Raw genomic sequence first — 11731 nt, 5'->3', positions numbered from 1 at the left:
ATGGCGATATGAGCTGAAGAGGATCCTGATGGTTGCCGGAACGAACGCAGAAGGCGTGCAATACCTTCAAACCGAAAGGCCGGCGCTCGACGAGTTGAACCTGCGTCTGCTGACGGAGCTGACGGCGGATCCGCGGCTGCGGACCACGGAGCTGGCCCGGCGGCTCGGAGTCTCGGCTCCGACCGTGCGCGAGCGGGTCACCCGGCTGGAGGAGTCCGGGGTGATTCGCGGCTACCGGCTCGAGGTGGACCCGGCGGCGCTCGGGCTACCGGTCGCCGCGTGGGTGCGGCTGCGGCCTGGTCCGGGGCAGATCCCGAGGATCATCGCGCTGGCCGAGCGGACGCCGGAAGTCGTCGAGTGCCACCGGATCTCCGGCGAGGACTGCTTCCTGATGCGGGTCCAGGTGGCCGCCATCGCCGGCCTGGAGGAAGTCCTCGACAAGTTCCTCGTCCACGGCCAGACCACCAGTTCCTTCATCGTCTCCACCCCGGTACCCCCACGCCCGGTGCCGTTGAACTGAACCCCCCGACCACCGCCGGCCGACCCCCAACCGCCGTTGGTTGAACCCCAACCAGCGCCGCGAGTGGTCTTCATCACTAGTCTGGGGGCGACTTCAGTGACGTCTGGAAGGACCCTGCCCATGGCTGCCGACAAGTCTGTCCGCAGAGTTGCCCTGCTCACCGCCGGCGGGCTCGCGCCCTGCCTGTCGTCCGCCGTCGGCGGGCTGATCGAGCGCTACACCGAGGTGGCGCCCGACGTGGAGATCATCGCGTATCTGAACGGGTACCACGGCCTGCTCAGCGGCCGGTTCCTCGAGGTGACGCCCGAGGTCCGGGCGAAGGCGTCCCTGCTGCACAAGTTCGGCGGCAGCCCGATCGGCAACAGCCGGGTCAAGCTGACCAACACCGCCGACCTGGTGAAGCGCGGTCTGATCCAGGACGGCCAGAACGCGCTCCAGGTCGCGGCCGAGCGACTGGTCGCCGACGGTGTCGACGTCCTGCACACCATCGGTGGTGACGACACCAACACCACCGCCGCGGACCTGGCGGCGTACCTGCACGAGCACGACTACGACCTGACCGTGGTCGGCCTGCCGAAGACCATCGACAACGACGTGATCCCGATCCGGCAGAGTCTCGGCGCCTGGACCGCGGCCGACCAGGGCGCGCTGTTCGCCCGCAACATCATCGCCGAGCACAGCTCGAACCCCCGGATGCTGATCGTCCACGAGGTGATGGGCCGCAACTGCGGATGGTTGACCGCGGCAACGGCCCGGTCGTACCGCGAGTGGCTGGCCGAGCAGGACTGGAACCCGGGCATCGGCCTGGACCAGTCCGGCTGGGACGTGCACGCGGTCTACGTGCCTGAGGCAACGATCGACCTGGATGCCGAGGCGGACCGGCTGCGCAAGGTGATGGACGAGAACGACTGCGTGACCATCTTCCTGTCCGAGGGCGCCGGCGTACCGTCGATCGTGGCCGAGATGGAGGCCCGCGGCGAGGAGGTCGGCCGGGACCCGTTCGGGCACGTCAAGCTGGACACCATCAACCCGGGCGCCTGGTTCGCGAAGCAGTTCGCGGAGCGGATCGGCGCGGAGAAGACGATGGTGCAGAAGAGCGGCTACTTCAGCCGCTCGGCCGCCGCAGGAGACCGCGACCTCGCGCTGATCAAGGAGTGCGCCGACTACGCGGTCGACGCCGCGCTGCGCGGTGAGAGCGGCGTCGTCGGACACGACGAGGAGCGGGGCGACGAGCTGCGCGCGATCGAGTTCCCGCGGATCGCCGGCGGCAAGGAGTTCGACCCGAACGTCGACTGGTTCGTCGCGCTGAAGGCCGAGATCGGCCAGAGCTAGCCGCGGAGGCGGCCGACCCACTGGTCGGCCGCCTTCTCGATCTGCGCGAGGACCTCGTCGAAGTCCGCCTCGTCGCCGTAGTACGGATCCGGTACGTCGTCCTCCGCGAACAACTGGACTTCGCCGGAGCCACTCAACGCGGCCAAGTGACCTGAGTCCATCGCCAGTACGAGATCGCGCTCGGCGAACCACCCGGGCCGGAACTGACGGGCCCGATGCGTGCTCCCGTCGTACCCGCGCCGTCGCAGGGCCGCCGCGGCCCGCGGGTCCATCGGTTCGCCGGCATGCCACCCGCCGGTGCCCGAACTCGTGACCTGGACGTCGTCGATCCCCGCCTCGGCCAGCTTCGCGCGCAGCACGACCTCGCCGATCGGCGAGCGGCAGATGTTCCCGGAGCAGACGATCTCGATCCGCCTCACGTCACTTGATCTCCGCCTTGTCCGGGAGCACGACGTTCAGCACGATGCCGACGAAAGTGATGATCAGGGAGCCGAGCAGCGCGGACCAGAAGCCGTCGACGTGGAACTGGACGTCCAGCTTGCCGGTGATCCACGACGTAAGCAGCAGCATCACCGCGTTGATGACGAAGAGGAACAGGCCCAGCGTCAGGGCGATGAACAGGCACGAGAGCCACTGCAGCACCGGCTTCACGAAGGCGTTCACCACGCCGAAGATCGCGGCGACGATCAGCAGCGTGAGGATCCGCCGTCCGGTGGTCGCGCCCTCCAGGGTGATGCCGCCGACGAGCCAGGTCGCGATAGCCAGCGCGACCGCGTTGGCGAGCAGTCTGATGACCAAGTTCTTCATGCCGCCGATCCTCCCACCCCGGCGGTAGCGTCACGCCCCCGTACGCGCCCTGATCCAACCCTGAGTCTTGACAGGCTAATGACCAAGTGATCTGATCATTTTCGTTCCTGAGGTCAATCAGTGCCCAAGGAGGCCAGGGTGGGAGCCAAGAAGTCACGCCGGTGGAGCGTGGTCGTGGCGTTGGGTGCCGCGGCTGCCGTGATCGCTACAGCGCCGACGGCGTCAGCCGGTCAGCCTGCAGCCGAGCCGGTGGGCGCCGCCCAGGACTGCAACACCGTCCGGACCAACTGGACGGCGACCGCCGAGCCGCACGCCGCGCCCGAGGGGTTGCTGAACGCCTACAGCAACACCGGCAAGGGCTGGACCGGCGCGGACAGCACGTACTCGGTCCCCCTGTCCGGCGGGCGGACCGCGTGGATCTTCTCGGACACGTTCCTCGGTCCGGTGAACCCGGACGGCAGCCGGCCGACCACGACGCCGTTCATCAACAACTCGTTCGTCATCCAGCGCGGCGGCACGCTGAAGACCGTCACCGGCGGTACGGCGACCAACCCGACAGCGCTCGTACCACCGCCGTCCAACGGCTGGTACTGGGTCGGTGCCGCGCAGACCAGTGGCGCCGGCCGGAACCTCGATGTCGTCGCCCTGCGGTTCGAGCGGACCGGCACCGGCCAGTGGGACTGGCACTGGGCCAGCAACTACCTCGCCCGGTTCGACAGCAAGACGCTCAAGCTGCGCAGCCTCACGCCGCTCCCGTCGGCCGCCAACGTGCAGTGGTCCGGCTGGCTGCTGCGTGATGGCGGCTACACCTACATCTATGGCGTCGAGGACCTGGGCTCCGCGAAGTACGACCATGTCGCGCGAGTTCGCGGCGACGACCTGACCGCGAAGCCGTGGGAGTACTGGACCGGTTCTGGCTGGTCGGCTGACGAGACTGCGTCGTCTCGCGTGCTCGAAGGCGTTGCCAACGAGCACAGTGTGACCCGCTGGGGTGACGGCTACGTGCTGGTCACGCATGACACGACCGAGCTGTTCAGCAAGCGAGTCCTCGGGTACTTCTCCTGCTCGCCGACCGGTCCGTTCGTGAAGCCGGTCGAGCTCTACCAGACCCCGGAGACCGGTGCGACCGGTAGCTACGGCAACGCCAACATCATCACGTACAACTCCCACGACCACCCGGACCTGCGCCGCGGCAACACGCTCCTGGTCAGCTACAACGTCAACAGCCTCGACGCCAACACCGATCTGTACGCCGACGTGAGCATCTACCGCCCGCGGTTCGTCGGCGTCACCTTGACGGCCGCACCATGAGCGCGTCGGGTGGCGTCGTACGCCGGAGCCTCCTGGACGATCTGGCGACCTCGATGCTGGCTCTGATCGCCGATCGGAAGTTGTCGTCCGGCGACCAGTTCGAGTCGGTCCGGTCACTCGCGGACCGGTTCAAGGTCGCCGTACCGACGATCCGGGAAGCACTCCGGCGGCTGGAGGCCACCGGAGCTGTGGAGCTCCGGCACGGATCCGGCGTGTACGTCGGCCCGCACGTCGGCCGGCTGATTCTGGCCAACCCGCTCCACCTGGCGCCGTCAGCCGACCGCCTGGTCGAGCTGCTCCAGGCGCGCGCTTTGATCGAGCCACCCGTCGCTGCACTGGCCGCACGGGTCCGCGATGAGGCCGCATTGGCGCAGATGGGCCGGGATCTCGCCGCGGCGGCCGAGCTGATCGCCTCCGGCGACCATGCCCAGCTCGCCGAGGTCAACATGGACTTCCACCGCTCACTCGCGCAGGCGTCCGGGAACGCGACTTTGGCCGAGGTGGTCGAGTCAGTCACCGTCGTGAACGTCCGGGAGCAGCTGGAGATCCTGCACATCCACGGTGACCGGCAGACCGACCTGGACGAGCACCGCGCCATCTACGACGCGGTCCGCGCCGGGGACACCGAGCTGGCCGAGCGACTCACCCACGAGCACCTCGACGGAGTCCTTGCCGTCATCAACGAACGACTTCAGCACCCCTGAAGCTGAGAGGACGCACCATGCAACGAATCAACCGGAAGGCGCTGACCGCCCTGGCGGTGGCCGGCGCGCTTGCATTGTCCGCCTGTGGAGGCGGAGGAGGAGCCGGTGCCGCCAAGGGCGAGGACAAGCCGGTCGACTCGCTGAAGTTCTACAACGACAAGGGCGGCTGGAAGGACGCCTTCACCCAGGTCGGTACGGCCAGCAAGAAGGACATCGGGGTCGGCATGGAGCCGGTCGGGTACTCGGACTCCAACACCTACACCGCGTTCATCCGGTCCTCGTTCCGGACCAAGGAGAAGGCGGATCTGTTCACCTGGCACACCGGCAAGGAGCTTCAGGATCTGGTGGACCAGAAGCTCGTCGCCGAGACCACCGACCAGTGGACCAAGGCGATTGCCGACGGCAACATCCCGGAGCAGCTCAAGCAGTACTTCACCTACGACAACAAGCAGTACTGTGTCCCGCTGAACGCCGGCTACTGGGTGATGTACTACAACAAGGCCGTCTTCAAGAAGGCCGGGATCACCCAGACCCCGAAGACCTGGCCGGAGCTGCTCGCCATCGCCGACAAGGTGAAGGCGGCCGGCGTGAAGCCGTTCTACCAGACCAACATCCTGTTCTCGTTCGTCTGGTTCGAGACCCTGCTGGCCGGCAAGGACCCGGACCTGTACGACGCCCTCGCCACCGGCAAGGCGAAGTACACCGACCCGGGCGTGGTCGAGGTGATGAACGAGTGGAAGAAGATGATCGACGCCGGCTACTTCAGCGACCCGGGCTCGAAGACCGAGCCGCAGGCGCAGCTGAAGAACGGCGACGTGGCGATGATCAACTTCGGCACGTGGTTCAGCGGCAACCTGAACACGCTGAAGATGAAGGCCGGCACCGACTACGACTTCTTCGTCATCCCGAACGTGAATGCGGGGCTGCCGAAGACCTCGATGATCTTCGAGACTGGACCGGTCTGCTCGGCTGCTGCTAGCGACCACGCCTCCACGGTGAAGAAGTGGACCGACTGGTGGGTCACGCCGCAGGCGCAGACCGCCTGGGCGAACTCGCGCGGCGACCTGTCGTTCAACCCGAAGGCCGAGGTCAAGGACCCGGGCCTGGCGACGCTGAACAAGGACGTCGGCGGTGACGGCTACCGGCTGATCAACCGGTGGTTCGAGGCGACGCCGGTGCCGGTCGCGAACAAGGCGCTCGAGGTGTTCGGCGCGTTCGTCACCAAGCCGGGCGACCCGATGCCGGGCCTGCAGAAGATCCAGGCCGAGGCGGACGCGTACTGGGCCAAGCAGAAGTGACTTCGCTGATGGAGCGGCCGACGGCCACTCGCAAGGTGAGTGCCGAGCGGTCCGCGCGGACCGGAGCCCGGACAGCGCCACTGTTCGGGCTGCCGGCCGTGGGCGTGGTCGCGTTGCTGCTGTACCTGCCGTTCCTGTGGACGACGTACGTCAGCTTCACCGACTACGACGGCCTGGCCTCGCCGGTGTGGTCCGGGCTGACGAACTACAAGGCGATGTTCAGCGACCCGGACCTGGTGGGGGCGCTGACCAACACGCTGCTGTGGGTCGTCGGCATGGTGACGCTGCCCGTGGTGCTTGGTCTGCTGATCGCAGTGATGACGTACGGGCACAAGTGGGGCACGTGGCTGCGATTGCCGTTCCTGCTGCCGTACGCGATCTCCGGTGTGGCCGTCGGGGTCATCTGGGGGTTCGTACTTCAGCCGGACGGCGCGCTGGGGCAGGCGCTCGGGTTCTTCGGCCTGCCTGGTGCGCACACCGGCTGGTTGCAGGCCGGTCCGGGTAACACGCTGATGATGATCGTGGCCGTCACCTGGCAGGCCGCCGGTGTGAACGCGCTGCTGTTCGTGGTCGGGCTGCAGTCCATCCCGGCCGAGCCGCTGGAGGCCGCGCGGCTGGATGGTGCGGAGGGCTTCCGGCTCTTCTGGCACCACCTGTGGCCGCAGCTCCGGCCGATCACCACAGTCGTCATCGGACTGTCCATCGTGGGAAGCCTCAAGACCTTCGACGTGGTCTGGGTGATGACGCAGGGCGGTCCGGGTACGTCGTCGGAGACGCTGGCGTTGTCGATGTACAAGGAGACCTTCGTGCTCAACGACTACGGACAGGGCGCGGCGATCGCGTTGTTCCTGAGCCTGGTCACGTTCGCCGCGTCGATCCTCTATCTGCGCTACCAACTGGGGGAGTCGCGTGAGCAGGGTTAAGACTGCGGTTCTCGTCGTACTGGGGCTGATCTGGCTCGCGCCGGTGTACCTGCTGATCGTCAACGCGTCCAAGTCGGTCGACGGGTACGACGCGAAGACGGTGTGGAAGCCGGGCGGGTTCGCGCTGTTCACGAACTTCGGGGACGCGTGGAGCAAGGCCGCGCTCGGTGACACGCTGGTGGCGACGACGATGTACAGCGTGATCGCGCCCGTGCTCGCGGTGCTGATCGGCTCCGCGGCCGGCTACGCGATCGTCGTACTGCGGCTGAAGCGAGGGTTCCTGTGGTTCGTGTTCATCTTCGGCGGGACGATCTTCCCGTTGCAGATGATCCTGATGCCGCTGTTCTCCGGGTACGCCAACTCCGGCCTCTACGACACCCGGATCGGGATGATCATCGTGTACACGGCGATCAGCGTGCCGTTCTCGGCGTTCGTGATGCGCAACTTCTTCACCGGCATCGCCCGCAGCGTGTTCGAGGCCGCGGTGGTCGACGGTGGCGGTCTGTTCCGGATCTTCCGGAGCATCTATCTCCCGATGGCGGGGTCCGCGCTGGCCGCGATCTTCATCCTGCAGGCCACCTTCGTCTGGAACGACCTGCTCCTGGGCCTCACGCTCAGCCAGTCCGACTCGGTCCGCCCGATCATGCCCGCCCTCACGGGTCTGCAGAGCACGTACGGCGGCGCCGCGCTTCCGACCGTGCTGGCAGGCGGTCTCCTGGTCTCGCTGCCCACAGTGATCTTGTTCCTCGCCGCACAACGCTTCTTCTCCCGAGGCCTCGCCCTCGGTCAGTTCTGAAAGGACCTATATGAGTAGCCGCACAGTCGTCGTTACCGGTGGTGCTGCCGGGATCGGGCGCGGTGCTGTCGAGCGCTTCGTCCAAGCCGGCGACGACGTAGTCGCACTCGACCGAGACGCCGATGCTTTGGCTGGGCTCGAGAAGGAGCTCGGGGTCCGGGGGATCACTGTCGACGTCGGGAACCGCGAGGCTCTGGCGACGGCCGCGCAGCAGGTGGAACACGTCGACGCGCTCGTCTGCGCCGCGGGCATCCAGCGGTACGGGACCGTGGTGGACACCTCATGGTCCGTCTTCGACGAGGTCATGGCGGTGAACGTCGGTGGCGTGTTCTTCGCGTGTCAGGCGTTCGTGCCGTTGATCCCGCGAGGTGGCAGCGTCGTGGTGGTCGCGTCGGTACAGGCGTATGCGGCGCAGAAGAGTGTCGCGGCGTACTCGATGGGTAAGGGTGCGTTGCTGTCGCTTGTGCGGGCGATGGCGGTGGACCACGCCGAGGACGGGATCCGCGTGAACGCGGTCTGTCCCGGCTCCGTCGACACGCCGATGCTGCGGACCTCGGCCGCCCAGTTCGGCGGCGGACGATCCACGGACGATGTGGTCGCGGAGTGGGGCCGGTCGCATCCGCTCGGCCGGGTGGCGACGCCGGGGGAAGTTGCCGAGGTCATCCATTTCCTCGCGTCCCCGGCCGCCGCGTTCGTCACCGGCGCGGACGTGAAGGTCGACGGCGGCCTGACCGCCGGGCTGCCCGTCGTACTGCCGGAGGACGCGAAGTGAAGATTGTCGACATCCGCGCCACGACCGTGACGATGCCGCTCGAGGCGCCGTTGCGGCACAGCAACGGCGCGCATTGGGGCCGGTTCGTGCGGACCGTCGTCGAGGTCGAGGCCGACAACGGGCTGATCGGCCTCGGCGAGATGGGTGGCGGCGGCCAGAGCGCCGAGGCCGCGGTCACCGGACTCAAGTCGTACCTGGTGGGCCATGATCCGGCCCGCACCGAGGCGCTGCGCTGGATGCTCGCCAACCCGACCGCGAGCCTGTACAACAACCGGACCCAGCTGCTGGCCGCGATCGAGTTCGCCTGCCTTGATCTGCAGGGCCGCGAGCTCGGGGTTCCCGTGCACGCACTGCTCGGCGGCAAGGTCCGCGACCGGGTGCCGTTCGCCAGCTACCTGTTCTTCCGTCACCCGACCGACGACGGCACCGGTGAGATCCGGACGGCCGAGCAACTCGTCAAGCACGCTCGGGAGCTCGTCGACGAGCACGGGTTCAGGGTGCACAAGCTGAAGGGTGGCGTCTTCCCACCGGACTACGAGCGCGAGTGCTTTCGCGCGCTGGCCGAGGCGTTCCCCGAGCACCGCGTCCGCTTCGACCCGAACGGCGCGTTCAGCGTCGAGGAGGCGATCCGGTTCGCCCGCGGTATCGAGGACCTCGACAACGACTACCTCGAGGACCCGACCTGGGGCATGAACGGGATGCGCCGCGTCCGCGAGAACACGCCGATCCCGCTCGCCACCAACACCGTGGTGGTGAACTTCGAGCAGCTCGCGGCCAACGTCCGCGACCCCGCCGTCGATGTGATCCTGCTGGACACCACGTTCTGGGGCGGCATCCGGCCGTGCATCAAGGCGGCCGGCGTCTGCGAGACCTTCCAGCTCGGGGTCGCCGTGCACTCGTCCGGCGAGCTCGGCATCCAGCTGGCCACGATGCTGCACCTGGGCGCCGTCGTACCGAACCTGTCGTTCGCCGCCGACGCGCACTACCACCACCTGCGCGACGACATCATTGCCGGCGGCAAGGTTCCGTACGTCGACGGCGCGATCGCGGTCCCGGACGGTCCCGGCCTCGGCGTCGAACTGGACCGCGACAAGCTCGCCGAGTACGCCGAACTGTTCCGCGAACTCGGCCCCTACCCGTACGACCGCGATCCGGCGCGGCCGGACTGGTATCCCCTCCTCCCGAACACCGATTGGGCCGACCCCTCATGACGATCCCGCGCAGCGCCGACCTGGCCAGCGACGTCCTCACGCACACGTACGACGACATGTTCAACCCGCCAGGCCTGACGAACTTCCTGGGTACGGCGCAGGTGGACCACGACGTGTTCGCGATCCGCAGCGTCAACTTCCCGCCGTACTCGCACGGCGACTGCATCACGGGACAGTTGTACGTCGACGGGCGGCTGGCTCGCTCGTACGGCGGAACCGTCGAGGTGGTGTGGCGACCGGACCAGGTGGTCCGTTCGACCGTGGTCGACGGGCTGACCCTGCGGACGGTCACCGCATGCGCTCCCGGTCGGCCGGCTGTCGCCGTACAGCTCGACGTGGAAGGCGCACCGGGCCGCTCGGTGCGGCTCGGGTTCGCCCTGGACAGCACGGCGACCCGCTCGGGGAGCGGATGGTTGAAGCCGGAGCCACCGTCGGAGCCGAACACACTGACCGGGGTCGACGGCCGCGTTGTCGGGACAGGGGAGTCCGGGTCCGCGGTGAGTCTCCAGGGACTCGACGTGGCCGCGGTCATCGACCGGTCGATGCTTGAGGCAACCGTCGTACTGGATGCCTCGGGCAATGGTCGGCTCTCCTACGTACACGTGCTGGCCGGGGACCTCGCCGAGGCGACGGACCACTTCGACGCGTGTGTGGCCGACGTACCCGCGGTGTTCTCAGCGGCCGAGGACTTGTGGGACAACGCGCTGGCGGATGCGTTCGATCCGGCCGGCGACGGCTTCAGCGGATCCCTGCCGGTCCTCGAGACCACGAACGAGGCGCTGCGGAAGCTGTACTGGTGGGGCGTGCTCGGCGTGATCTGGTTCCGGCGGGACAACCCGGCCAGCGTGATCGGGCGGACGTACGACACGTTGATGCCGCGGTACTGGCAGACCACGACCTTCATCTGGGACTACAGCCTCTCCTCGCTGACCCACGCTTTGCTGGACCCGGAGCCGATGCGCAAGCACATCGAGCACTGGATCGACCTCGATATCCACGAACACTTCGGCACCGAGTGGCTGACCGGCGGACCGGTCGGGCAGTGGTACTCGGTCAATGACTTCGCCATGACGCGGCTGGTGCGCGACTACGTGCGCTTCACGGGGGACTCCGGCTTCCTGGACGCTTCAGTGGGTCCCAAGCCGGTGGCGGAGCACCTGCACGACTGGGCCACTGCTTGGCGCGGCCTGCGGGGTGAGCACGCGCTGGCGGACTACGGAGGCATCGACAACCTGCTGGAGTGCGTGAGCAGCTACGTGCACGAGGTGGCGAGCTTCAACGCCGCCAACGTGTGGTGCCTGCGTGTCGCGGCGGAGGTCGCCGAGCGTTCTGGTGATGCTGATCGCGCTGTGCTGCTGCGCAAGGAGGCCGACGAGCAGGCCGGTCATGTCAACGAGCTGTACATCGAGGGCGCGGGCTTCTGGCACGCGCGGCAGCCGGACGGCTCGCTGATCCCGGTGCGGCACTGCTACGACTTCAACATCATCGGTACGACGATAGCCGCCGACCTCTCGGAGTCCCAGCGGGCCGAGATGGTGTCCTTCTTCCAGCGTGAACTCCAGACGCCGGAGTGGATGCGCGCATTGTCGCCGTACGACGCCGACGCTGCCTTCAGCGTCCGTCCCGACCACCAGTGGAACGGCGCCTACCCGGCCTGGCCGGCCGACGCCGGCCGCGCTCTCTTCGCCTTGGGGCGCGGGGATGTGGCGCTCGACTGGCTCCCGGGCCTGGCCCGCACCGCCAACCAGGGTCCGTGCGGGCAAGCCCACTTCGTCGAAGAGGCCGAGCCGTTGATGTCCGGCGGTGCGCGCAAGTCCCCGCCGCAGTTCCCGTACCTGATCGACTGGGCCTGCTCCTCCTCCGGATCCTGGGTCAGCCTGGTCCTGGAGGGCATCTTCGGCGTCGAGGTCGCCCTCGACGGCACGGTCACCGCCAACCCCCAGGTGGCAGCCCTGGACCCCGACGCCCGCCTGACCGGGCTCCGCGTCGGCTCCACGACGTACGACGTCACCGCCGAAGGTATCGCCTAGGAGCCAACCGTCCTCCAGTTGCGTCCC

At 67.8% G+C, this 11731-nt stretch carries 12 protein-coding genes; 10 read left to right on the top strand and 2 right to left on the bottom strand.

The window, feature by feature from the left end; genetic code table 11:
* The first annotated feature begins 55 nt into the window (after positions 1–55).
* Both OG876_RS10670 and OG876_RS10665 read left to right on the top strand, forming a co-directional pair.
* Positions 56–520: an Lrp/AsnC family transcriptional regulator gene (locus tag OG876_RS10670; protein WP_328524643.1), complete on the top strand. Its 465-nt coding sequence runs from the start codon at positions 56–58 to the stop codon at positions 518–520.
* Between the two features lie 120 nt (positions 521–640).
* A complete protein-coding gene (locus OG876_RS10665; protein WP_328524642.1) occupies positions 641–1852 on the top strand; it encodes a pyrophosphate--fructose-6-phosphate 1-phosphotransferase in 1212 nt (403 codons plus the stop codon).
* Here OG876_RS10665 and OG876_RS10660 read toward each other — a convergent pair.
* Together OG876_RS10660 and OG876_RS10655 are read right to left on the bottom strand one after the other, a co-directional pair.
* On the bottom strand, positions 1849–2271 hold the full coding sequence (locus OG876_RS10660) for a low molecular weight protein-tyrosine-phosphatase (RefSeq protein ID WP_328524641.1): 423 nt from the start codon (positions 2269–2271) through the stop codon (positions 1849–1851). The two genes, OG876_RS10665 and OG876_RS10660, sit on opposite strands and share 4 nt — an antisense overlap.
* Position 2272: 1 nt before the next feature.
* A complete protein-coding gene (locus OG876_RS10655; RefSeq protein ID WP_328524640.1) occupies positions 2273–2659 on the bottom strand; it encodes a phage holin family protein in 387 nt (128 codons plus the stop codon).
* 138 nt (positions 2660–2797) lie between these two features.
* Between OG876_RS10655 and OG876_RS10650 the strand changes: the two genes are divergently transcribed.
* The 8 genes from OG876_RS10650 to OG876_RS10615 are packed head-to-tail and all read left to right on the top strand — an operon-like array spanning position 2798 to position 11704.
* Positions 2798–3970, top strand: coding sequence for a DUF4185 domain-containing protein (locus OG876_RS10650; RefSeq protein ID WP_328524639.1), 1173 nt, complete (start codon positions 2798–2800; stop codon positions 3968–3970).
* The gene (locus OG876_RS10645; RefSeq protein ID WP_328524638.1) at positions 3967–4674 is read left to right on the top strand and encodes a FadR/GntR family transcriptional regulator; all 708 of its coding nucleotides are present in this window, start codon (positions 3967–3969) and stop codon (positions 4672–4674) included. Before OG876_RS10650 ends, OG876_RS10645 begins: the two co-directional genes overlap by 4 nt.
* A gap of 17 nt (positions 4675–4691) precedes the next feature.
* Complete coding sequence (locus OG876_RS10640; protein WP_328524637.1) at positions 4692–5972, top strand: ABC transporter substrate-binding protein; 1281 nt, start codon at positions 4692–4694, stop codon at positions 5970–5972.
* A complete protein-coding gene (locus OG876_RS10635; protein WP_328524636.1) occupies positions 5969–6895 on the top strand; it encodes a carbohydrate ABC transporter permease in 927 nt (308 codons plus the stop codon). Before OG876_RS10640 ends, OG876_RS10635 begins: the two co-directional genes overlap by 4 nt.
* Entirely contained in the window at positions 6882–7691 is an 810-nt protein-coding gene (locus OG876_RS10630; RefSeq protein ID WP_328524635.1) for a carbohydrate ABC transporter permease, read from the top strand. Before OG876_RS10635 ends, OG876_RS10630 begins: the two co-directional genes overlap by 14 nt.
* A gap of 10 nt (positions 7692–7701) precedes the next feature.
* On the top strand, positions 7702–8463 hold the full coding sequence (locus tag OG876_RS10625; protein ID WP_328524634.1) for an SDR family NAD(P)-dependent oxidoreductase: 762 nt from the start codon (positions 7702–7704) through the stop codon (positions 8461–8463).
* Entirely contained in the window at positions 8460–9674 is a 1215-nt protein-coding gene (locus OG876_RS10620; RefSeq protein WP_328524633.1) for an enolase C-terminal domain-like protein, read from the top strand. Before OG876_RS10625 ends, OG876_RS10620 begins: the two co-directional genes overlap by 4 nt.
* Complete coding sequence (locus tag OG876_RS10615) at positions 9671–11704, top strand: hypothetical protein (RefSeq protein WP_328524632.1); 2034 nt, start codon at positions 9671–9673, stop codon at positions 11702–11704. Before OG876_RS10620 ends, OG876_RS10615 begins: the two co-directional genes overlap by 4 nt.
* Positions 11705–11731 lie beyond the last annotated feature (27 nt).

The organism is Kribbella sp. NBC_00359 (genome assembly GCF_036097425.1).
Classification (GTDB): domain Bacteria; phylum Actinomycetota; class Actinomycetes; order Propionibacteriales; family Kribbellaceae; genus Kribbella.
The sequence above is the reverse complement of the archived record's forward strand: the minus strand, read 5'-3'. Positions and strand labels throughout refer to the sequence as shown.

Excerpts from the sequence above, each read along its gene's own strand:
- OG876_RS10665 (WP_328524642.1), top strand. The coding sequence starts at position 641 with ATGGCTGCCGACAAGTCTGTCCGCAGAGTTGCCCTGCTCACCGCCGGC.
- OG876_RS10655 (WP_328524640.1), bottom strand. The coding sequence starts at position 2,659 with ATGAAGAACTTGGTCATCAGACTGCTCGCCAACGCGGTCGCGCTGGCT.
- OG876_RS10645 (WP_328524638.1), top strand. The coding sequence starts at position 3,967 with ATGAGCGCGTCGGGTGGCGTCGTACGCCGGAGCCTCCTGGACGATCTG.
- OG876_RS10640 (WP_328524637.1), top strand. The coding sequence starts at position 4,692 with ATGCAACGAATCAACCGGAAGGCGCTGACCGCCCTGGCGGTGGCCGGC.
- OG876_RS10625 (WP_328524634.1), top strand. The coding sequence starts at position 7,702 with ATGAGTAGCCGCACAGTCGTCGTTACCGGTGGTGCTGCCGGGATCGGG.
- OG876_RS10615 (WP_328524632.1), top strand. The coding sequence starts at position 9,671 with ATGACGATCCCGCGCAGCGCCGACCTGGCCAGCGACGTCCTCACGCAC.